The sequence below is a fragment of the Acinetobacter sp. S40 genome (assembly GCF_016624705.1).
GTDB lineage: Bacteria > Pseudomonadota > Gammaproteobacteria > Pseudomonadales > Moraxellaceae > Acinetobacter.
In genome coordinates this window covers 269,259-291,030 of the sequence record NZ_JACVTU010000003.1, presented here as the reverse complement: position 1 = coordinate 291,030, position 21,772 = coordinate 269,259, and the positions used below count along the sequence as shown (strand labels likewise).

The 21,772-nt window shown below is 40.2% G+C and carries 21 protein-coding genes; 15 read left to right on the top strand and 6 right to left on the bottom strand.

What is annotated here, in order from left to right; all coding sequences use genetic code 11:
* Positions 1-63: 63 nt before the first annotated feature.
* The 3 genes from IAE19_RS06425 to IAE19_RS06415 all read right to left on the bottom strand — a co-directional run bounded on the left by IAE19_RS06425 (position 64) and on the right by IAE19_RS06415 (position 3,859).
* Positions 64-1,566, bottom strand: coding sequence for an AMP-binding protein (locus IAE19_RS06425; RefSeq protein ID WP_413784513.1), 1,503 nt, complete (start codon positions 1,564-1,566; stop codon positions 64-66).
* Between the two features lie 344 nt (positions 1,567-1,910).
* Complete coding sequence (locus IAE19_RS06420; protein ID WP_200460105.1) at positions 1,911-3,047, bottom strand: acyl-CoA dehydrogenase family protein; 1,137 nt, start codon at positions 3,045-3,047, stop codon at positions 1,911-1,913.
* A gap of 41 nt (positions 3,048-3,088) precedes the next feature.
* Complete coding sequence (locus tag IAE19_RS06415; protein ID WP_200460104.1) at positions 3,089-3,859, bottom strand: 3-hydroxyacyl-CoA dehydrogenase; 771 nt, start codon at positions 3,857-3,859, stop codon at positions 3,089-3,091.
* Between the two features lie 152 nt (positions 3,860-4,011).
* Between IAE19_RS06415 and IAE19_RS06410 the strand changes: the two genes are divergently transcribed.
* From IAE19_RS06410 to IAE19_RS06400, 3 genes are all read left to right on the top strand, one after another.
* Positions 4,012-5,049 carry an AraC family transcriptional regulator gene (locus IAE19_RS06410; RefSeq protein ID WP_200460103.1) on the top strand — a complete coding sequence of 346 codons (1,038 nt, stop codon included), beginning with the start codon at positions 4,012-4,014 and terminating at the stop codon, positions 5,047-5,049.
* Positions 5,050-5,281: 232 nt separating this feature from the next.
* Positions 5,282-6,253 carry an aliphatic sulfonate ABC transporter substrate-binding protein gene (locus tag IAE19_RS06405; RefSeq protein WP_200460102.1) on the top strand — a complete coding sequence of 324 codons (972 nt, stop codon included), beginning with the start codon at positions 5,282-5,284 and terminating at the stop codon, positions 6,251-6,253.
* 3 nt (positions 6,254-6,256) lie between these two features.
* On the top strand, positions 6,257-7,096 hold the full coding sequence (locus tag IAE19_RS06400; protein WP_200460101.1) for an ABC transporter permease: 840 nt from the start codon (positions 6,257-6,259) through the stop codon (positions 7,094-7,096).
* A 1-nt stretch (position 7,097) separates the two neighbouring features.
* On the opposite strand, the gene prmC is transcribed toward IAE19_RS06400, so the two are convergent.
* Positions 7,098-7,919, bottom strand: a complete 822-nt coding sequence (gene prmC, locus IAE19_RS06395; RefSeq protein WP_200460100.1) for a peptide chain release factor N(5)-glutamine methyltransferase — start codon at positions 7,917-7,919, stop codon at positions 7,098-7,100.
* Positions 7,919-9,007: a peptide chain release factor 1 gene (gene prfA / locus IAE19_RS06390; RefSeq protein WP_200460099.1), complete on the bottom strand. Its 1,089-nt coding sequence runs from the start codon at positions 9,005-9,007 to the stop codon at positions 7,919-7,921. Before prfA ends, prmC begins: the two co-directional genes overlap by 1 nt.
* Before the next feature lie 365 nt (positions 9,008-9,372).
* Here prfA and IAE19_RS06385 point away from each other — a divergent pair, with 365 nt between their 5' ends.
* Together IAE19_RS06385 and IAE19_RS06380 are read left to right on the top strand one after the other, a co-directional pair.
* Positions 9,373-9,816 carry a glycine zipper domain-containing protein gene (locus tag IAE19_RS06385; protein ID WP_200460098.1) on the top strand — a complete coding sequence of 148 codons (444 nt, stop codon included), beginning with the start codon at positions 9,373-9,375 and terminating at the stop codon, positions 9,814-9,816.
* Positions 9,817-9,966: 150 nt separating this feature from the next.
* Positions 9,967-10,977, top strand: a complete 1,011-nt coding sequence (locus IAE19_RS06380; RefSeq protein ID WP_200460097.1) for an LLM class flavin-dependent oxidoreductase — start codon at positions 9,967-9,969, stop codon at positions 10,975-10,977.
* Positions 10,978-11,097: 120 nt separating this feature from the next.
* Here IAE19_RS06380 and IAE19_RS06375 read toward each other — a convergent pair whose 3' ends face one another.
* Positions 11,098-11,934, bottom strand: coding sequence for a pyruvate, water dikinase regulatory protein (locus tag IAE19_RS06375; RefSeq protein ID WP_200460096.1), 837 nt, complete (start codon positions 11,932-11,934; stop codon positions 11,098-11,100).
* Between the two features lie 149 nt (positions 11,935-12,083).
* On the opposite strand from IAE19_RS06375, the gene ppsA reads away from it, so the two are divergent.
* From ppsA to rplI, 10 genes are all read left to right on the top strand, one after another.
* Entirely contained in the window at positions 12,084-14,471 is a 2,388-nt protein-coding gene (ppsA, locus tag IAE19_RS06370) for a phosphoenolpyruvate synthase (protein ID WP_200460095.1), read from the top strand.
* A 67-nt stretch (positions 14,472-14,538) separates the two neighbouring features.
* On the top strand, positions 14,539-15,306 hold the full coding sequence (locus IAE19_RS06365; protein WP_200460094.1) for an RDD family protein: 768 nt from the start codon (positions 14,539-14,541) through the stop codon (positions 15,304-15,306).
* Positions 15,307-15,600: 294 nt separating this feature from the next.
* Complete coding sequence (gene cyoA, locus IAE19_RS06360) at positions 15,601-16,662, top strand: ubiquinol oxidase subunit II (RefSeq protein ID WP_200460093.1); 1,062 nt, start codon at positions 15,601-15,603, stop codon at positions 16,660-16,662.
* Positions 16,663-16,665: 3 nt separating this feature from the next.
* Positions 16,666-18,654, top strand: coding sequence for a cytochrome o ubiquinol oxidase subunit I (cyoB, locus tag IAE19_RS06355; RefSeq protein WP_200460092.1), 1,989 nt, complete (start codon positions 16,666-16,668; stop codon positions 18,652-18,654).
* 4 nt (positions 18,655-18,658) lie between these two features.
* Entirely contained in the window at positions 18,659-19,279 is a 621-nt protein-coding gene (gene cyoC, locus IAE19_RS06350; RefSeq protein ID WP_200460091.1) for a cytochrome o ubiquinol oxidase subunit III, read from the top strand.
* Positions 19,279-19,608 (top strand): cytochrome o ubiquinol oxidase subunit IV, encoded by a 330-nt coding sequence (cyoD, locus tag IAE19_RS06345; protein WP_200460090.1) that lies wholly within the window; start codon positions 19,279-19,281, stop codon positions 19,606-19,608. The genes cyoC and cyoD overlap by 1 nt, the downstream gene beginning before the upstream one ends.
* A gap of 10 nt (positions 19,609-19,618) precedes the next feature.
* Positions 19,619-20,497, top strand: coding sequence for a heme o synthase (gene cyoE, locus IAE19_RS06340; protein ID WP_200460089.1), 879 nt, complete (start codon positions 19,619-19,621; stop codon positions 20,495-20,497).
* 176 nt (positions 20,498-20,673) lie between these two features.
* Positions 20,674-21,063, top strand: coding sequence for a 30S ribosomal protein S6 (rpsF, locus tag IAE19_RS06335; RefSeq protein WP_004988194.1), 390 nt, complete (start codon positions 20,674-20,676; stop codon positions 21,061-21,063).
* 11 nt (positions 21,064-21,074) lie between these two features.
* The gene (gene rpsR / locus IAE19_RS06330; protein ID WP_004988197.1) at positions 21,075-21,302 is read left to right on the top strand and encodes a 30S ribosomal protein S18; all 228 of its coding nucleotides are present in this window, start codon (positions 21,075-21,077) and stop codon (positions 21,300-21,302) included.
* Between the two features lie 8 nt (positions 21,303-21,310).
* Positions 21,311-21,757 carry a 50S ribosomal protein L9 gene (gene rplI / locus IAE19_RS06325; protein ID WP_200460088.1) on the top strand — a complete coding sequence of 149 codons (447 nt, stop codon included), beginning with the start codon at positions 21,311-21,313 and terminating at the stop codon, positions 21,755-21,757.
* The last annotated feature ends 15 nt before the right edge of the window (positions 21,758-21,772 follow it).

Here is a 21,772-nt window from a genome sequence, read left to right as displayed (position 1 = left end):
AAACCAATGAGCTACAATAACGCAATATTCCATTGGTTTCTGCCATGAATAATAGATATGAAGCTAACTTGCACAGACTTGCTGCATCCTTTCGATCTCTTGTTGTTTGAGTACACCACGTTGAATTTTACCACTTACGGTTTTAGGTAATGCTTCCACAAACTCAATTTCTTTTGGGTAAGCATGTTTGGATAGCCGACCTCGTACATACATTTGCAGTTTTTCCTTGAGATGATCAGTCGCTTGATAGTCTGCTTTCAGAACCACAAAAGCTTTTACAATTTCGGTTCTCGCTGGATCAGGTTTACCTATAACCGCAGATTCCAAAACTTCTTCACACTCCAATAAAGTGCTTTCTACATCAAAAGGGCCTACACGATAACCAGACGTTGTAATGACATCGTCAGCACGCCCGACAAAATCAATGCCTTCATGTTCATTTATTTGGACGGTATCGCCCGTAATGTAATATTTACCTACGAAAGATTTTCGGTTGTTATCACCATAGCCCTTAAACCATAATAATGGGGATGCATCGCAATCAATTGCCAATATCCCAGTTCCACCCTGCCCCAATTCCTCAAAACTTTCATCAAGTACAGCAAAACGATGCCCCGGAATAGCAAAACCCGCAGAACCTATTTTGATCACATGTTCCAATGCATGATGATTACCAATCACCATGCCTAATTCTGTCTGGCCATACTGGTCATAAATATTGACATCAAGATCATGTTTAAACCAATGAATAACCTCTGGCGTCAAAGGTTCTCCTGCACTACTGACGACTCTTAAATGCTGTTTGATGCCTTCATCAAACTTTTCTTTAAAACCGTAAAACATGCGAAATGCGGTCGGCGAACCTGTAAGATTATTAACCTGATATTTTTTAATTAACTCAATGGCACGATCTACACTAAATGCATTTTCGTCCATAATGATCGAGTGGCCTAAACTTAAAGGTCCTGTAATTCCGTAATAAAGACCATATGCCCAACCAGGATCGGCAAGATTCCAAAACGAATCTTGTTCACGTAAATCGATAGCATGAGTCATATACCCTTTAAAAGCCAAAATTGCTTTTAAAGGTACAGGTACGGACTTGGCCAAACCTGTAGTGCCTGAGGTAAACATCATCAAAAAATCATCATCAAAACTGCGATATTCAACTGGACAATTAGAATCAAATAAATCCATTAGCCCCCAAAAACTATCATTGTTCTGATTTTGCTTTTCATCTTCTACAAGCAAGATTTGATGGACGTTTAAGTCTTTAAGCTTAGGTTGCTGTTCAATATTGGTGACAACAAGTTTGGTTTTGGCTGTTTGCAAACGATGTTCAATCGCTTTAGATTCAAATGCAGTAAAAAGCGGTTGGTAAATTGCGCCTATACGCCATGTCGCTAGAATTGTAATTAATAGTTCTGGTGTCCGCGGTAATAATCCTGCGACACAATCTCCTGCCTGAATATTGATGGACTTCAAATAGTGAGCTAATTTTCCTGAATATTCAGCACATTGCTCAAAAGTATAAGATTGGCTCTCACCATTTTTACCTTCCCACATCAAAGCCACTTTATTTTGACCGACATATCTGCCGCAACATTCTTCGTAGGCATTTATACGATGTTTATGACCTGTTAGTTGTTGTTGAACCAGTTGATTAAAGTCAAATTCAAGATATGCTTGTGCCAGTGTCTTCATCCCGAAAACCTCTTATATTCCGTCTTCATTCAGATAGACCAAGTTGATTGTCTATCTCATAATCCATTGTTGTTGTAATCAAACATCATTTGATGCTGTTCATTTTTACCATCCAATTTAACTTATACTGTCTTTTTATGTCATTCAATTCCCAAATACCTCAATCAAGCTGAGGTATTTGACATATACTAAAAAAACATAGTCACTTAAAGCTGAGTAACTTCTCTAGCAATGACTAAGCGTTGAATATCAGATGCGCCTTCATAAATCTGGCTAACTCTTACATCGCGATAAATCCTCTCTACAGGGAATTCACTGACATAGCCATAACCACCGTGGATCTGAATCGCATCTGAACATACTTTTTCGGCCATTGTAGAAGCAAAAAGTTTGGCCATAGATGCTTCTTTTAAACAGGGAAGATTTGCATCTTTTAAACTCGCAGCATGTAACACCAGCTGTCGTGCGGCTTCGATCTGCGTTGCCATGTCTGCCAATCTAAAACTTACTGCCTGATGTTGTACCAGTTCCACTCCAAAAGCTTTACGTTCATTCGCATATTGTACGGCTGCATCAAAAGCCGCTCGCGCCATTCCTACAGATTGAGCAGCAATTCCAATACGCCCAGCAGCTAAATTTGACAAGGCAATTTTATAACCTTCGCCCTCTTTTCCAACCAAATTTTCCACTGGGATGCGACAGTTTTCTAATGTGATCGTGGCAGTATCAGAAGCATGCTGTCCCATTTTGTCTTCAATACGAGTAACCTGATAACCTGCCGTATCGGTAGGCACCAGAAAGCAAGATATTCCCTTTTTACCTGCCGATTTATCTGTAACTGCGAGTACTAATGCGACATTGGCATTTTTACCACTGGTAATAAATTGCTTTACTCCATTTAAAACCCATTCATTACCCTCACGATGAGCTTTAGTCAAAATAGCACTGGCATCTGATCCAACATGGGGTTCCGTCAGACAAAAGCAGCCCAACCATTCACCAGATGCAAATTTAGGCAAAAACTGTTGCTTTTGTTGCTCATTCCCATAAAGCTGTGTAATGCCACAAATTAATGAATTTTGTACACTGACAATCGTTGAAATTGCCCCATCACCTGCGGCTATTTCTTCTAAAGCCAGTACCAATGCTACATAATCTAGTCCTGCACCACCCCATTGTTCGGGGACAGTCATGCCCATTGCACCCAATTTTCCTAGCTCTTTCAATTCCTGTGCTGGAAACTGATGCGTTTTATCACGCATTGCGGCTGTAGATTTAAGCTGGGCTTGCGAATAATCCCGCATCATGTCACGAATCATGATGTGTTCTGGACGGTATATCATTTTTTAAATTCCTCTATTTTCAAGTCTGGAAAAATTTTTCATTATTTTGGTGCCATACGAATTGCACCATCCAGACGAATCACCTCTCCATTCAGATAAGAATTTTCAATAATATGTGCAGCTAAACGTGCAAACTCATCAGGTTTACCCAAACGTGATGGATAAGGTACCATTTGACCCAGTGCATCCTGAACATTTTGCGGTAATGCCTTGAGCATCGGAGTTTCCATAATACCTGGTGCAATCGTGACCACACGGATGGCGTGTCGGCCTAATTCACGGGCAATAGGTAACGTCATCGCAACGACAGCACCTTTGGATGCAGAATAAGCAGCCTGTCCAATTTGCCCATCAAAGGCAGCCACAGAAGCAGTATTGATGATGACACCACGATCTTCATCTTCTGCTGAAGGCACATTATGGGTCATCGCTTCTGCTGCAAAGCGCAGCATATTAAATGTACCTGTGACATTTATATTCAAAACTTTATTAAACAATGCCAGATCATGAATGTTCTCTTTACCAACAACCTTCGCTGACGGCCCTACTCCTGCACAATTAATCAAACCATGCATTGCTCCATGTTTTTGTAGAGTTTGCTGAAAAAATTGTTCAACCTGCGTTTCCTGAGTCACATCCAGTTGGATAAAGTCCGCTGCTGTACCTAATTTTTCTACCTGTGTTTTGCCCGCGTCTTCATTCATATCGACTAAAGTTACACTCGCGCCCTGAGCAACTAAACATTCAGCTGTAGCAGCGCCCAAACCCGATGCACCACCAGTAACAATGAAATGCTTTCCCTGAATTTTCATTTTAAATTTCCACGTTAATTAATTTATTAGAATATGACTCTCAGAGTAAAAGTTCAGCTTTTACAGTACAATTTCAAAAAGCCTCAAATGTTCTGAGGTTTTTGGACATTTAGATCATTTAAAATTTTTACTTCTTTATTTTAAGGTCATACATGCAACGCATTGCCCAGTCAACTATTCCACCATCAAATAAGGGAACCATTTCCATTGCACTGGTCAATGAAGCTTTAAGTGTGGCGCATACACGTGGTTTAAATATTGAAAAAATTGCCCAACAAGCGGGTATTTCTTCTGAACTTCTACATTTTCCCAAAGCCAGAATCCCTGTGTCGGCGTATGCCCAACTCTGGATTGAGCTGGCCAACCACATGAATGATGAGTTTTTTGGAATGGATTCGCATCCCATGCGTCGAGGAAGTTATCAACTTCTGGCAAAACTTGCCATGCAATCAGAAACACTTAAAAAAGCGTTGATTGATATTTTGAAGTATTTTTCGGTACTTTTGGACGATATACATGCAGAACTACATATTGAACAATCTATAGCGCATCTCATCATTTCTGACAAAGATCATCCCAAGCGCATGTTTAGCTATGCCACATTTTTAATGCTCATTCATGGTTTATTATGTTGGCTGGCAGATCAACGTATTGCTATTAACAAGATCACTTTAAAATGTAGTAAGCCTACTTATCCTCAAGATTATTATGTCCGTTTTTGTGAAAATATTGAATTTGATGCTGAATTTAATCGTATAGAATTTAATGCTGACTATTTACAGATCAAAATCAAAAAAGACAAAAAAGCATTAACCGAGTTTCTTAAACAAACCCCGCAGAATCTTCTCGTTCGTTATAAAAATGAGAACTCGTTAAGCCTTATCATTCGTAGGCATCTGATTCAACATCCTCCTATAGTATGGCCTGAACTCAAAGAGCTTTCTCAGCAATTGTATATGTCTGAAGCCACGATTCAACGGCGTTTAAAAGCTGAAAATATTAGCTATCAACAACTTAAAAATGACATCCGGTGTGATATTGCTATTGAGCGTTTAAGTAAAACTGAAGATAGTATTCAAGAGATTAGTCATGCTTTGAACTTTCATGATGCTAGTGCTTTTTATCGTGCCTTTAAAAAATGGACGGGCGTCAATCCTAGTGCTTATCGACAAAATACCCCAGTAGAATAAAACGTATAAACGGGCTTCATCCAACGCTATATGCACATTTATTATCAGTTAAGCAGAATTTATAATAATTCACTAATTTCCATAAAAAGTTTTTTATAATCAAATCATTAAAACCAAAAAATGGTGTTTATTCCAGAACATGCATTACTAAGCAAAATATCTGTGTTTGAAGTACGCTATTCTCATGCAAACATCTGAGAAATTTCATTTATTTGTCAGATTGGACTTGGGCATGTCATCATTTAAAAAACCTTCCTTAAAATTGTTCATCACTGGGGTTCTTGCAACAACATTTACCGCAACTGCATTTGCGGCTATTCCCAAAACACTGAAGCTGGATTATGCCTACTATGCGCCTACTAGTTTAATTGTAAAAGATCAAAAGCTATTGGAAAAAGCGCTGCCAAACACTGAAATTAAATGGGTGTTTAGTCAAGGGAGTAATCGTTCTTTGGAATATCTCAATAGCAATAGCAGCGACTTTGCCTCTACTGCCGGTTTAGCTGCGGTTCTCAGTCGTGCCAATGGTAGCTCAATTAAAACGGTTTATATCCAGAGTCAGCCTGAATGGACTGCACTGGTAGTCGCTAAAGATTCACCATTGAAATCATTAAAAGATTTAAAAGGGAAAAAAATCGCAGCAACCAAAGGTACAGATCCATTTTTATTTACTTTGCAGGCACTAGATACTGTTGGTTTAACCAAACGAGATGTACAACTTGTGCATTTACAGCATCCAGATGGCAAAACAGCACTTGAAAGAGGTCAAGTGGATGCTTGGGCTGGACTTGATCCACTTATGGCTGCTGCACAAATTCAATCAGGTGCAAGATTACTTTATCGAAATGTTAATTTTAATAGCTACGGGGTATTAAGCGTTAAAGAAGATTTTGCCAAACAAAGTCCTGAGGCAATTGAAGTCGTGATCAAAGCTTACGAACAGGCACGAAAATGGGCGATCGCAAATCCAGACAAAACTGCCGAACTTTTAGCTCGCGAATCAAAGTTACCGCTTGCCGTTGCAAAACTGCAATTAAGTCGAACCAATTTTGAACAAAATATTCCGTCTGTAAAACAGACACAGGCCCTGAAACGCGCAGGAAATATTTTGGTCGAAGAAGATCTAGTACGCAAAGGTACCAATGTTAATCAAGTGATTGATCAGCTATTTGATCCTCGTTTTGCTCAAAAGGTCGTTAAGTAATCTATGCAAAATTCACTTTCTAAGTCTGAGCTAAACAGAAGTTTGGCTCAGGCTGCCATTCAAGATCAGCAACGCCACAAACCCAGCAAATTTAAAAGTTGGTTTAAAGCACTTTTATTGCCTGTTATATTTTTACTTATTTGTGAATTTCTGGTGCGAAGTGGTGCTATTGATGCCTATTTATTACCTGCACCGAGTAGCCTATGGCAGTCTTTCATCGATTTGGCTCATGCAGATTTATTGACACATATTTACATTAGCACGTGGCGTGTTTTTGCTGGATTTGCTATCGGCAGTGGCCTTGGCTTATTGTTTGCGGTAGGTGTAGGCCTTAATAAGCAGATTGAAGAATATCTTGACCCTACTTTTTCAGCGATTAAATCTATTCCGAGTTTGGCATGGATCCCATTGTTATTATTATGGCTAGGTATTGATGAGGGATCAAAACTCACACTGATCGCCATTGGTGCATTTTTCCCAACTTATACTAATACAGTTGCAGCAATTCAAAATGTGGATCCCAAATTGGTCGAGTTGGGAAAAGTATATGGTTTGAATCGCTTTAAACGAATTATCCAGATTATTTTGCCTGCCGCCTCGCCAGGAATTCTAACAGGGTTGCGTAATAGTTTGAGTTTATCATGGATGTTTATGATTGCTGCTGAATTGATTGCAGCAACACAAGGCATTGGTTATCTACTGAGTGATGGACGAGAAACTTCACGGCCCGATATTGTTATTTTGGCCATTATTTTACTAGCATTATTGGGGAAAATAACGGATGCCATCATGAAAGCTGTAGAGCAATGGTTATTAAGATGGCGAGAAAGTATCCCCAGATAGGCTATCTGAGCAGATGTTGCCCTAAACTAATACGATCATTTCCACCGTAATCTTTTCGGGTTTGAATCTGGACAAAACCACGCTTTTGCAATAATTGACGAACTGCTTCACTCTGATCGTAACCGTGTTCAAGCACCAGCCAACCGTTAGAATTCAACCAGCTCGGTGCTTGATCTATAATAATTTGCAGATCAGCAAGACCCTGTTGTTCGGCCACCAAAGCACGACGTGGCTCTGTCCCCAAGTTGTCCATGTGCGCATCATCTGCATCAATATAGGGTGGATTAGAAACAATCAAATCAAATTTCTGTGCTGGAATCGCTTCAAACCATGCACTACAAATAAATTCAACCTGATTTAAACTATGTTTATGAGCATTACCTTGGGCCACTTCAAGCGTTGGGAAATAAATATCCGTAGCCAAAACCTTCCAATCAGGGCGTTCTTTTGCTAAAGACAAAGCAATTGCACCGGTACCTGTACCCAGATCCACCATTGAGGTTTGAAAAGGTAAATCCAGAGAAAGCACGGTTTCAACTAAAATTTCAGTATCTGGACGCGGTACCAAAGTATCAGAAGTGACAGTAAGATCCAAACTCCAGAAAGGCTGAGAACCTGTAATATAAGCCAATGGCTCACCTTTAGATAAACGCATCAGGCCATCCAGAAAGACCTGCTCCTGTTCATGCGTCAGTACTTGCATTTGACGCATTTTCAATTCAATTGCATTTAAATTTAAAACATGTTCAAGCAACCACACAGCTTCCTGACGTTCATAACTATCAGTTTCACCACGCAGATTTAACGCTTGCCCAATCTTCATTAGCCGCCGTTCTCTTGGGCCAACATCGCTAACTGATCTGCCTGATATTCACGATGTAAACTATCTAAAAGCTCAGTCAAATCCCCTTCCATAATCGCATCTAACTTATATAACGTTAAGTTAATACGATGATCAGTCATGCGTCCTTGCGGGTAGTTATATGTTCTAATTCGTTCTGAGCGGTCGCCAGATCCGACTAAATCACGACGCATTTCAGAAGTTGCCGTTTCTTGTGCTGCACGCTTGGCGTTTTCTAGCCGAGAAACCAATAGCGCCATCGCTTTGGCTTTGTTTTTATGCTGGGAACGCTCTTCCTGACATTCCACCACAACACCTGTAGGGATGTGAGTAATACGTACAGCCGAGTCAGTTTTGTTAATGTGCTGCCCCCCTGCACCTGATGCACGATAGGTATCGATACGCAAATCGGCAGGATTAATTTCAACGGTTGTATCCACATCCACTTCAGGTAAAATTGCAACTGTACAGGCCGAAGTATGTACTCGTCCCTGCGATTCAGTTGCAGGAACACGTTGTACACGGTGCGCCCCACTTTCAAACTTTAAGCGACCATAAACGCCATCACCATCGACGCGGCAAATGACTTCCTTATAACCCCCGTGTTCACCTTCATTTTCAGAAAGTATTTCTATTCGCCAGCCTTGAGACTCTGCATATTTACTATACATACGAAATAAATCGCCTGAAAATATCGCAGCTTCATCACCCCCTGTACCTGCCCGTACTTCCAAATAAGCGGAATTGGCATCATTGGGGTCTTTAGGAATCATCAAAATATTGAGATCAGCTTCGAGTTGCTCAATCAGACTTCGATTTTCCTTAATCTCTTCTTGGGCCATATCCTTAAAATCAGGATCATTTAACATCTCTTCGGCGGTAATAATGTCCTGTTCAGCCTGACGATATTTACCCCAAACCTCAACCATTTCAGAAAGATCACTATGCTCACGTGACAATTTACGGAATCGTTTATTATCTGAAATGACTTCTGCATCTGCCAATAATGCAGTCAACTCTTCATAACGATCACAGAGTTGATCAAGTCGTAAACGTAGTGATTCTTTCATAAGTGGAAGTATCTCAAAATAAAAATAATCGATAAGCACATCTTTTGAATCTAAAAGTGCCTTCAATCATATCAAAGCTAAAATTGCGCATAGTTTACCGATTATGACCATCAAATAACATAGACAACGACATATTTGAGTGATCCTGTACAAATTCTTATTTGAGGCTTTTCACTATTTCTACACATTAGGCTTTAAATCAATCGCTTTTGCCGTTTTATTAGACACTTTTAATAGAAAGTATACAAAACACGGGTACACTGTAAAAATTAGAAGGTTAATCTCCACAATTATAGTGAATCGTTTTGTTACATTTGCTGCAACGAAATAGATAAAGTCCTGCTACTAGGACACGGAGATTTAAAATGAAAGCAAGCAACTTATTACTGAGTAGTGTATTCGCAATTTCTTCCATGTTTGCAATTAACGCTCATGCTGACAATACCACACGTGTTGCGGCGACCTCAGCATTAGGCAGCGTTGTAGGTACAGCTTTGGGCAATCAAATGGGCGGTAATACTGGCGCAATGATTGGTTCTGCTCTCGGTGGTGCTGGTGGTGCAGCAGTTGCAAGCAATAAACGTAACCGTACCGAATCTGCTATTGGTGGCGGCTTAGGTGGTGTTGGTGGCTATACCGTAGGTAAAAGCATGGGTGGAACTACGGGCGGTTATATTGGTTCTGCTCTAGGTGCAGCAGGCGGTTCAGCTTTAGGCAATAAAATTGCCAAAGACAAGGCCGAAGACAAACGCTATAACAACTCTCGAAACTGGAACAACAAACATCGTCGTCATTATCGTCATCGTTAATTTAAATCTATTCATAACTGTATTAAGCATCCTTCTGGGTGCTTTTTTTATGCTTCAAATTTACAAATAACTGCATAAATCGAAAAAAACCGATATACAAGATTTACGACTAATCGTAAAATATCGATATATAGTTCCTGAGAATCCTTTATGCCTTCCCTAAAAGAAACACGATTTTCTATTCTTGAACTTGCTCCAATCCGTAACGATAAAAATGTCTATTTCTCTTTACAGCATGCATTAGAACTTGCCCAGCATGCGGAGAAACTAGGCTATGAACGTTTCTGGTTGGCAGAGCATCATAATATGGATGGCATTGCCAGTTCTGCTACCGCAGTTTTGATGGGTTATATCGCTGCAAATACACAATCTATACGGTTAGGGTCAGGCGGTATCATGTTGCCTAATCATGCACCTTTAGTGGTTGCTGAACAGTTTGGAACACTTGCGACGCTTTATCCTGACCGGATTGAATTAGGTTTAGGGCGCGCACCTGGAACCGATCAGCTCACTATGCGGGCTTTACGTCGAGGGCGTCAGGAAACTGAAGATCAATTTCCTCAGGATGTCCTTGAAATTTTAAAATATTTTAAAGATCCAGAACCCCATCAAAAAATTGTGGCAACGCCTGGACACAGTACCTATGTTCCTGTCTGGCTGCTCGGTTCAAGCTTGTTTAGCGCCCAATTAGCTGCACGTTTAGGACTTCCCTATTCTTTCGCATCGCACTTTGCACCACGTATGTTGTCTCAGGCAGTACAATTATATCGGGAAAATTTTCAACCTTCTGAATATCTTGAACGGCCTTATGTGTCTATTGGGGTTCCAACCGTGGTGGCAGAAACCACTACCGAAGCACAACATTTAGCCACAAGCGCCTATCAACGGGTTTTAGGTCTAATGCGTGGACAAAGTTTAAAACTTAAACCACCTGTTGAGTCAATGGAACATATTTGGACGCCAGCCGAGCGAATGTCTGTCAATAATTTCTATGCAATGGCTCAAATTGGCTCGCCTAAAACTGTAAAAGCAGGCCTCGAAGATTTATTAGAGCATGTTGAAGTAGATGAGTTTATTTTTACTTGTGATATTTATGACACTCAAAAGCGTTTAAAAAACTTTAGCCTATTGATGGACATTAAAAACAATTTATCCAGCTAATTTTTTTGCAATGACAAATTAAAAAGGGAAATACATTTATTTCCCTTTTCATCTGATCATCTGAAAAACTATTTTTGCACAGCTAATCAATTCGTATTGTTTATAATATTTTCAGTTGATTTAACCGATACGACGTTTTAGTCCTGTCGTTTGTAAAATACGCGTCGAAATTTCTTCAATTGACATTTCAGTTACGTTTAAATATGGAATTCCTTCTGAAATAAAAATTCCTTCAATCGCACGTAATTCCATCTGACATTGACTAAAGCTAGCATATCGACTGTTGGCTTTTCGTTCATTGCGAATTGCAACTAAACGTTCCGCGTCAATCATTAAACCGAATAATTTATTTTTGTGCTCTTTCAGTACTTTAGGCAACCGGTTGTCATCTAGATCTTCTTCAGTAAGAGGATAATTTGCAACACGAATACCAAACTGTAATGACAAATAAATAGAGGTCGGTGTTTTACCCGAACGTGATACACCAATCAGAATAATATCGGCTTTATCATAATGACGTGTTCGCGCTCCGTCATCATTATCCAAAGCGAAATGAACTGCATCAATACGAGCTTTATAATATTCAGAATCCGTCACTGCATGAGTCTGTCCGACTAAAGTTGTAGGCGGTGTTCCAAGCTCCTGTTCCAGCTTACTAATTAACCCTTCAAAAACATCCAAATTCACCGCTTTGGCTGTATTAATAATTTCACGAACATTTGGATCAACTAGCGTATCAAAGACCAAAGGCAAGGTCTGGTCTTTAGACTGACAGCTATTGATTTCAGCGACCACATTCATCGCAGCCTCTTCTGAGGAGATATATGGAATAATATGAATATCAAAATCAACATTTGGAAACTGTGCTAATAATGAATGTCCAAGGGTTTCTGCCGTAATCGCGGTTCCATCGGAAATAAAAAACACACTCCGCTTAATTTGTTTACCTTCTGACATGAAAAATCTCCTCAAACATTTGTCTTAGTGCTATATAATCTTTATAGTAAGCTGATCTTACATGACTGTCGCTTAGAGTAAATCAAAATCCTAAGCACATTAATATCTTTTCTTCATGCCAAGATAGTAATTAATACTGGAAAAGTGGAGTGAAAACTTTGGAAGCGCGCGTAATCGGTCTGGAAAAATTAGGGAAACACGATGTGGAACTCGTGGGTGGGAAAAACTCATCTCTAGGTGAAATGATCAGCCATTTATCCAATGCTGGTGTGTCTGTACCGGGTGGCTTTGCCACAACTGCTGCTGCTTATCGTGAGTTCCTTGAACAAAGCGGTTTAAACGCAAAAATTCAGGCAGAACTTGATCAATTAAATGTTGAGGATGTAAATGCCCTTGCCGAAACTGGCGCAAAAATCCGTCAATGGATTGTAGATACTCCTCTCATTCCAGCATTAGAAAAAGAAGTCCGTGACGCTTTTACTGCACTTTCAAACGGCAACCCTGATATCGCGGTTGCCGTTCGTTCATCTGCGACCGCTGAAGATTTACCAGACGCATCTTTTGCAGGTCAACAAGAAACTTTTCTAAATATTCGTGGCATTGATAATATTTTGATTGCCATCAAAGAAGTGTTTGCATCTTTATATAATGACCGTGCGATTGCATATCGTGTACATCAAGGTTTTGCGCATGACATCGTTGCTTTATCAGCAGGTATACAACGTATGGTACGTTCAGAAACTGGTGCAGCGGGCGTCATGTTTACGCTAGACACCGAATCTGGTTTCCGTGATGTGGTCTTTATTACGGCATCTTATGGTTTGGGCGAAATGGTCGTTCAGGGCGCAGTCAACCCTGATGAATTTTATCTTTCAAAACCATTGCTTAAAAATGGCAAGCACTCTGTACTACGCCGTAACCTCGGTTCTAAACACCAAAAAATGATTTATGGTGAAGAAGGTTCTGCTGGTAAGTCAGTTGTTGTCGTAGACGTTGAAAAACAAGATCGTCAGCAATTTGCGCTAAATGATCATGAGCTTCAGGAACTGGCAAAACAAGCCATGATTATTGAAGAACATTATGCTGCGCCAATGGACATCGAATGGGCTAAAGACGGTGACGATGGTCAGATTTATATTGTTCAGGCACGTCCTGAAACCGTAAAAAGCCGCCAAAATGTTGGCACAATGGAACGTTACCTCCTTAAACAACGTGGAACAGTGTTGTGTGAAGGTCGTTCAATTGGTCAACGTATCGGTTCTGGTAAAGTACGTATTGTGACTTCCATTAAAGAAATGGATAAGGTTCAAGAAGGCGACGTTCTAGTTTCTGACATGACAGACCCTGACTGGGAACCTGTAATGAAACGCGCTGCTGCCATTGTGACTAATCGTGGCGGTCGTACTTGCCATGCTGCAATTATTGCACGTGAATTAGGTGTTCCTGCCATTGTTGGTACAGGAAACGCGACAGAAGTTTTAACTGATGGTCAGGAAGTAACTGTTTCTTGTGCCGAAGGCGATACTGGCTTTATTTATGAAGGTGCGCTGGATTTTGAAATTCAACGTAATTCAATTGAATCGATGCCAAAACTTCCGTTCAAAATTATGATGAACGTGGGTAATCCAGACCGTGCATTTGACTTTGCTCAAATTCCAAATGGTGGTATTGGTCTGGCTCGCCTTGAGTTCATTATTAACCGTATGATTGGCGTACATCCAAAAGCATTGCTTAATATTGAAAGTTTGCCACGTGAAACACGTGCGGCTGTAATGGCGCGTACTGCTGGCTATTCCTCTCCAGTTGAGTTCTATGTAGAAAAATTGGTTGAAGGTATTGCAACACTTGCAGCTGCCTTTGCTGAAAAGCCAGTCATTGTTCGTATGTCAGACTTTAAATCCAATGAATATGCAAACCTCATTGGCGGTAAGTTATATGAACCTGAAGAAGAAAACCCAATGTTGGGCTTCCGTGGTGCAAGCCGTTATGTGTCTGATAACTTCCGTGATTGCTTCGAGCTAGAGTGCCGTGCACTTAAAAAAGCACGTGACGAGATGGGATTGACTAATATTCAAATCATGATCCCATTCGTTCGTACCGTGTCTGAAGCAAAACGCGTCATTGAACTTCTAGCTCAAAATGGCTTGAAGCGTGGCGAAAATGGTCTTAAAGTCATCATGATGTGTGAATTGCCAACCAATGCGTTACTGGCTGAACAATTCCTTGAACATTTTGATGGTTTCTCGATTGGATCAAATGACTTAACCCAATTAACGCTTGGACTAGATCGTGACTCTGGTATTGTTTCTCATTTATTTGATGAACGCGATCCAGCAGTAAAAGCCCTCCTCTCCATGGCCATCCATGCTTGTCGTAAGGCTGGTAAATACATTGGTATTTGTGGCCAAGGCCCATCTGACCATCCGGATCTTGCTAAATGGCTAATGGAACAAGGTATTGAGACAGTTTCACTGAATCCAGACTCTGTGTTAGAAACATGGTTCTTCCTTGCAGAAGACAAAGACAAGCAAGCGTAACTTAATTTTAAAAAAAGACCCTCGCGTGGGGTCTTTTTCATCTTTAAGCTGTTGAGATTTAAAACTTATGCAAATTTACTTGGCAAGAAATAACCAACAGGCCGGTCCCTATACATTAGAACAAGTCAACCAGATGCTTGCTAGTCAGCAAGTGCTTTTAACTGATCTGGCATGGCATGAAGGCATGACGGAATGGAGAGCCCTAGGTGAATTAACTCAAGGTAAACTTGCCTATCAGCCTGAAAATTACCCAATAACTGGTTCAGCCTTTGACGCGCCAAATAATAGCCAGAATGATGTCATTCGTGATATTAAAGTAAATCAGGCATCTAAAACGACTGCGGCTCCAGTAAGTAAGCGAATTTCAGCCAAACTCATTGATTTAGCTCTACTTGTTTTGCCGCAAATCATTGTAACAATGCTTTTTTTACCCCATGATCTCCTACAGCAAACGACTAGTTTTGATGTCGATCAGCAAATTAAAATTGCCGAAGCTATGCGCGATAATATGCCGACATGGATACCTATTGCTTTACTAGCCTATACACTTGGCTTGTTATTTCTGCAAAACTTTTTTATTGCCCGTTCAGGTCAATCTATTGGAAAAAAAATATTCCACTTGCAAATTGTTGATGCAACCACATACAAACTCCCGGGTCAGTTCCGCGGTTTTTTTGTACGTTCTTTTTTATTCATTATCATTTCTCAATTAATCAGTTTATTGCCACTTTTAGTGATCATTTTTATTGCAGACATTGTTTTATTTTTCTCCAAAGGAAACAACAGCTTGCATGATAGGCTAGCAAAAACCAAAGTGGTTAGTTTAAAAAAATAAAATAAGGAGTGAATTATCACTCCTTATTTTATTATAAATAACTGAAAGTTTTAGTTTTTAACAGACAATTTAAGCGCCAAAACCAACCAAATAAATCGGGTTTCATAACAAATATTTAACGTCACTTTCAAGTAGCTTAGTTTCACGATATCAGGCATAATGCCCTACAACATAGCTGTGTCACATGATAGAGAAATATGTCCAGTAAAAGGATTCATTCTTCTCCATCATGCGACACTTTTATCGCTATCCCCAATTTACTTAGGGAATGGGACTCTTCACCGAGGTTGTAAAATGAGACAAACGATTTTAGCTGTATTGTCTTTATCCGCGATTTCCGCACTTTTAACAGGGTGTGGTGGTGATTTAGTACTTCTAAACTCTAAAGGTCCAGTTGCAGAAGGTCAAAGTAACCTGATGATGACTGCGATCTACTTAATGCTATTGGTTGTAATTCCTTCAATCATTATGGCGTTATGGTTTGGTTGGAAATATCGCGCGTCAAATAAAGATGCAGACTATAAACCTACATGGGCACACTCAACTGCAATTGAAATTGTAGTTTGGGGTATTCCTGTCATTATTATTGGTATTTTAGCTTGGTTAACTTGGTGGGGTTCCCACAAGTACGACCCTTACCGTCCACTTGATTCAGATAAAGCACCTTTAACGATTCAGGTTATTGCTGAACAGTTTAAATGGATCTTTATTTATCCTGAACAAAATATTGCGACAGTAAATGAAGTACGTTTCCCAGAGAAAACACCATTAAGCTTTAAAATTACATCTAACTTTACAATGAACTCTTTCTTCATTCCTGCGTTAGGTGGCCAAATTTATGCAATGGCGGGTATGCAAACCCATCTCCATTTATTAGCGAATGAAACTGGCGAATATCGTGGTTTCTCGTCTAACTACTCAGGCTATGGTTTCTCACAAATGCGCTTTAAGGCTCATAGTGTGACTGAAACTGAATTTGCGCAATGGGTAGAAGCTGTTAAAGCGGGTAAAGGCACTAGCATTAATGCACAAGCCATTCAAAAAGGTACGCTTGATCAAGCTGAGCTTGCAACTCTGAAAGATGGGGATCGTTCTAAACATCAGATCGAAGCATTGGTACATCGTGCTGAAGCTGCTGGTGATACAGAAGCCTTAGCAAAAGCTGAAGCAATGAAGCCATTCCCGACTAAGCCACATCCTGTGACTTACTATTCTTCAGTTGAACCAAACTTGTTTGAAACTGTCATTAACAGATATATGAGCAACTACCACGGTGCAGACCACTCAGCAAATGCTGAACATGGTTCTGAAGCTCATAATGCTAATGCACATGCAACTGCTTCTGTAGAGGAATAAGCCATGTTGTTATTAGGTAAACTCGGATGGGACTCTATCCCTAAAGAGCCAATTGTACTAGTGACAATGGTCTTAATGGCTATTGGTGCAATTGCTGTTGTAGGCGGTATCACCTATTTCAAAAAATGGGGATATCTCTGGAAAGAATGGTTTACATCTGTAGACCATAAAAAAATTGGTATCATGTATATCCTTGTATCTGTGGTCATGCTATTGCGTGGTTTTGCTGATGCAATCATGATGCGTCTTCAACTGTTCCTTGCTAAAGGTGGCGGTGAAGGTTATCTACACCCTGACCACTATGACCAGATCTTTACCGCCCATGGCGTAATCATGATCTTCTTCGTGGCAATGGGTCTTGTTGTGGGTATGATGAATATTTCAGTACCTCTACAAATTGGTGCGCGTGACGTAGCATTCCCATTACTTAACTCTTTAAGCTTCTGGTTATTTGCTGGTGCAGCTGGCCTGATGATGGCTTCGCTTGTACTGGGTGAATTTGCTGCGACTGGCTGGATGGCATATCCTCCACTTTCAGGCATTCAATATTCTCCGGGTGTTGGTGTTGACTACTATATCTGGGCACTTCAGGTTTCTGGTCTTGGTACTCTTTTGTCTGGTGTTAACTTCTTTGTTACCATTATCAAAATGCGTGCGCCTGGCATGAAACTTATGGACATGCCTATTTTTACGTGGACTTCACTGTGTACAGCCGTTTTGATTATTGCATCATTCCCTGTACTTACAGCAACACTGGCAATGTTAACCCTTGACCGTTATTTCGGTTTCCATTTCTTCACTAACGAGCTTGGCGGTAGTCCAATGCTGTATGTGAACTTGATTTGGACTTGGGGTCACCCAGAAGTATATATTTTGGTATTACCAGCATTTGGTTTGTATTCAGAGATCGTTGCGACATTCTCACGCAAAGCATTGTTCGGTTACAAATCCATGGTATATGCAACCATTGCAATTACTGTGTTAGCGTTTGTGGTATGGCTTCACCATTTCTTTACAATGGGTGCTGGTGCAAACGTCAATGCGTTCTTTGGTATTATGACCATGATTATTGCAATCCCGACAGGGGTTAAAATCTTCTCTTGGTTGTTTACCATGTACAAAGGACGTATTTCTTTCACAACACCTATGTTGTGGACGCTCGGTTTCCTTGTCACTTTCGGTATCGGTGGTTTAACTGGTGTATTAATGGCTGTTCCACCTGCGGACTTCCTTGTACACAATTCGTTATTCCTTATTGCTCACTTCCATAACGTAATTATTGGTGGTGTAGTATTCGGTATGTTCGCTGGTATCATTTTCTACTGGCCAAAAATGTTTGGCTGGAAATTAAATGAAGCTTGGGGCAAAGCTGCATTCTGGTTCTGGTTCTTTGGTTTTTATTTTGCATTCATGCCGCTTTATATCCTTGGTTTCATGGGTATGACTCGTCGTTTGAATACATATGACAACCCAGAATGGGATCCGTACCTAGCAATTGCATTATTTGGTGCTGTATTAGTTGCTATTGGTATCGCATGTTTCTTGATGCAAATCATTGTAGGTTTCTTACAACGTCATCAAAACATGGACCATACAGGCGATCCATGGGATAGTCGTACATTAGAATGGTCGACGTCATCTCCTGCTCCATTTTATAACTTTGCACATGTTCCTGAAGCAAATGGTGTAGACCGTTTCTGGACTGACAAAGAAAATGGTGTTGCGTATGCACGCCCTGCCAAATATGAAGACATTCATATGCCAACTGATCGTGCAGCTGGTTTCATCATTGCAATGTTTATTACATTGATGGGCTTTGCATTAATCTGGCATATTTGGTGGCTAGTTGCAGCATCTTTCATTGCAGCTATTATCAGCTTTATTCGTAGCTCTTTCACTAAAGAAGTGGATTACTATGTACCAGCTGCTGAAGTTGAGCGCATTGAAAATGAGCGCTATGCATTACTTGAAAAACACTTGAAGAAGGACTAAGGATATGGCTGAAGTACTTCATCACGACAACCATGGCCATGACGGGCATCATGAACATGATGATACCGACTTAACGGTCTTTGGTTTCTGGACATACTTGATGAGTGACTTGATTTTATTCGGTACACTCTTCATCGCGTTCGCTGTTTTGAGCAGCCATGTTCCACCAGGTACACCAAGTGCACATGAGCTTTTTGGTGAGTCTTTAGGTTTTGTTCTAACTGAAACCTTTGCTCTCTTGATCTCATCTGTAACTTTCGGTTTTGCAGTTTTGGCTTCATACAAAAAGAACGTCAACCAAGTGATTATGTGGTTATTTATCACGTTTATCTTTGGTGCTTCATTCATTGGTATGGAACTTTATGAATTTCATCATTTAGTTCACGAAGGACATGGTCCTAGCACAAGTGCATTTTTATCTGCGTTCTTTACACTGGTGGGTACACACGGTATTCACGTGACTTCTGGTTTGGTGTGGATGATTGTATTGATGTATCAGATCAAAACCAAAGGTCTTACATTACCAAATACACGTCGTCTAGCTTGCCTAAGTTTGTTTTGGCACTTCCTTGACATCGTATGGATCTGTGTATTCAGCGTCGTTTACTTAATGGGAGTTCTCTAATGAGTAGTCACGATCATAATGCAGCTGGTGCAGCTCACGGTAACTTCAAACAGTACACCATCGGATTTATCTTATCCGTTCTTCTCACCATCATCCCTTTCGGGATGGTGATGGCAGGCGGTTTTTCCCGTGGTCTATTAATGACAGTTATTGGAATTACGGCTGTTGCTCAGGTATTAGTACAACTTGTGTTTTTCTTACACATGAATACGTCGTCTGAACAACGCTGGAATTTGATCGCATTCGTTTATACCATTCTATGTATTGCCGTTCTTTTGATCGGTTCTGTATGGATCATGAACTATCTACACTTCAATATGATGATCTAAACTGTTTGTCATGTTGAAAAAATATTTATTCCTGACCAAACCAGGAATTCTCTTTGGTAATTTCATTACCACCTTGGGCGGCTTTTTCTTAGCCGCCCAAGGCCATGTAGATTTCCTCTTACTCATCCTCACCCTCTTAGGTACAACGCTTGTTGTAGCCTCAGGTTGTGTCGTCAATAATATTATTGACCAAGACATTGACCAAAAAATGCAACGAACTCAAAATCGTGCTTTAGTAAAAAAAACGATTTCTCCATCCGTTGCACTTGTTTATGCCGGTGTGCTTGGAGTAATGGGTTTTAGCATTTTATGGTTTGGGGTGAATGCCTATTCATTCTTATTTGCTGTTATTGGTTTTGTTGTCTATGTGGGCTTTTATAGCCTCTGGTCTAAACGCACCACTATTCATCAAACTGTGATTGGTAGTATTTCTGGAGCAAGTCCTCCAGTCATTGGTTATGTTGCAGTTACCAATCAATTTGATGTTGCTGCATTGCTGGTCTTCTTGGCATACGGTCTTTGGCAAATGCCCCACTCTTGGGCCATTGCGATTTACCGCTTTGATGATTATAAAAATGCAGGTATTCCAATTTTACCAGTAGCGCGCTCTATTTTTAGAACTAAAGTCGAATGTGTCATTTACATTGTACTTTTTGCAGCAGTCCTAAACGGCCTTTACTGTTTTGGTTATACTAATGTCTTTTTTCTCATTACTTTCAATGCATTGACAGCTTATTGGTTGTATTTATCCATTATTGGGTTTAAAGCAGAAAATGATCAGGTTTGGGCAAAACGCTTTTTCCTGTATTCAGTAATTTTAATTACTCTACTGAGTTTAAGTTTTAGCTTCACTTACCATTCACCTGCTCCACATCTTCCTCTCTTCTAAATAGAGAGGAATATTTATCTGTTTCTCGCAATGAAAACTATTTGTTTTTATTTGCACTTTTCTCTATAATTCACCCTTCGCAATTTATGCGGCGTAACTTGAATTATTTATTCTAGTTATGACTCCTTGCTTCTAATTTTAGAATTAGGGGCTGTCCAAACCGTAAGGAGCTGACAATGCGTCATTACGAAATCGTACTTTTGGTACATCCAGACCAAAGTGATCAAGTAGTAGGTATGGTTGAACGCTATATCTCTCAGATCAAAGAAGCTGATGGTCAAATTCACCGTTTAGAAGATTGGGGCCGTCGTCAATTGGCTTACCCAATTAACAAAATTCACAAAGCACACTACATTCTTATGAATGTTGAATGTGGTCAAACGACTCTTGATGAATTAGAAGAATTGTTCCGTTATAACGATGCAATTATTCGTAACATCATTATCCGTCGTGAACACGCAATCACTGAAGAATCGTTACTTGCTAAAAGTGCTGAAGAAAAACGTGCGCGTAAAGCTCAACGTGAAGAAGCACAGCAATCACACGAATCTGCTGAAGAAGCTTAAGGAGAACCTCAATGGCACGTTTTTACCGTCGTCGCAAGTTCTGCCGCTTTACAGCTGAGAATGTTGTGTACATCGACTACAAAGATATCGACACTTTAAAACAGTACATCACTGAAAACGGCAAGATTGTTCCTAGCCGTATCACTGGTACTAAAGCTCGTTATCAACGTCAATTAGCGCTTGCTATTAAACAAGCTCGTTACTTGGCTTTGATTCCGTACACTGACAACCATAAGTGAGGTGAGCTGTGGACGTTATCTTATTACAACGCATTAAAAACCTAGGTAAACTTGGTGACAAAGTATCAGTTAAAGCTGGTTTTGGTCGTAACTACTTGATCCCTCAGGGTAAAGCTGTTGCTGCTACTGAAGCTAACACTGCTGCTTTCGAAGCTCGTCGCGCTGAACTTGAAAAGCAAGAATCTGAAGTATTATCTGCTGCTCAATCACGTGCTGATCAATTGAATGAAGTTAATATCGTTATCACTGCAAAAGCTGGTGATGAAGGTAAACTTTTCGGTTCTATTGGTACTCGTGACATCGCTGACGCATTGACTAATGCTGGTCTAACTGTAGACCGTGCAGAAGTTCGTTTACCGAATGGTGCGCTTCGTCACACTGGTGAATTCAACATCGCAATCCAATTGCATCATGATGTTGTTGCAGAAGTTCTCGTTACAATCGTATCTGAGTAATTTTTGTAAAAGAAA

Coding starts and splice junctions, on each gene's coding strand:
- IAE19_RS06425 (WP_413784513.1), bottom strand. CDS start 1,566: ATGTGGGAAGGTAAAAATGGTGAGAGCCAATCTTATACTTTTGAGCAA.
- IAE19_RS06420 (WP_200460105.1), bottom strand. CDS start 3,047: ATGATATACCGTCCAGAACACATCATGATTCGTGACATGATGCGGGAT.
- IAE19_RS06415 (WP_200460104.1), bottom strand. CDS start 3,859: ATGAAAATTCAGGGAAAGCATTTCATTGTTACTGGTGGTGCATCGGGT.
- IAE19_RS06410 (WP_200460103.1), top strand. CDS start 4,012: ATGCAACGCATTGCCCAGTCAACTATTCCACCATCAAATAAGGGAACC.
- IAE19_RS06405 (WP_200460102.1), top strand. CDS start 5,282: ATGTCATCATTTAAAAAACCTTCCTTAAAATTGTTCATCACTGGGGTT.
- IAE19_RS06400 (WP_200460101.1), top strand. CDS start 6,257: ATGCAAAATTCACTTTCTAAGTCTGAGCTAAACAGAAGTTTGGCTCAG.
- prmC (WP_200460100.1), bottom strand. CDS start 7,919: ATGAAGATTGGGCAAGCGTTAAATCTGCGTGGTGAAACTGATAGTTAT.
- prfA (WP_200460099.1), bottom strand. CDS start 9,007: ATGAAAGAATCACTACGTTTACGACTTGATCAACTCTGTGATCGTTAT.
- IAE19_RS06385 (WP_200460098.1), top strand. CDS start 9,373: ATGAAAGCAAGCAACTTATTACTGAGTAGTGTATTCGCAATTTCTTCC.
- IAE19_RS06380 (WP_200460097.1), top strand. CDS start 9,967: ATGCCTTCCCTAAAAGAAACACGATTTTCTATTCTTGAACTTGCTCCA.
- IAE19_RS06375 (WP_200460096.1), bottom strand. CDS start 11,934: ATGTCAGAAGGTAAACAAATTAAGCGGAGTGTGTTTTTTATTTCCGAT.
- IAE19_RS06365 (WP_200460094.1), top strand. CDS start 14,539: ATGCAAATTTACTTGGCAAGAAATAACCAACAGGCCGGTCCCTATACA.
- cyoA (WP_200460093.1), top strand. CDS start 15,601: ATGAGACAAACGATTTTAGCTGTATTGTCTTTATCCGCGATTTCCGCA.
- cyoB (WP_200460092.1), top strand. CDS start 16,666: ATGTTGTTATTAGGTAAACTCGGATGGGACTCTATCCCTAAAGAGCCA.
- cyoC (WP_200460091.1), top strand. CDS start 18,659: ATGGCTGAAGTACTTCATCACGACAACCATGGCCATGACGGGCATCAT.
- cyoD (WP_200460090.1), top strand. CDS start 19,279: ATGAGTAGTCACGATCATAATGCAGCTGGTGCAGCTCACGGTAACTTC.
- cyoE (WP_200460089.1), top strand. CDS start 19,619: ATGTTGAAAAAATATTTATTCCTGACCAAACCAGGAATTCTCTTTGGT.
- rpsF (WP_004988194.1), top strand. CDS start 20,674: ATGCGTCATTACGAAATCGTACTTTTGGTACATCCAGACCAAAGTGAT.
- rpsR (WP_004988197.1), top strand. CDS start 21,075: ATGGCACGTTTTTACCGTCGTCGCAAGTTCTGCCGCTTTACAGCTGAG.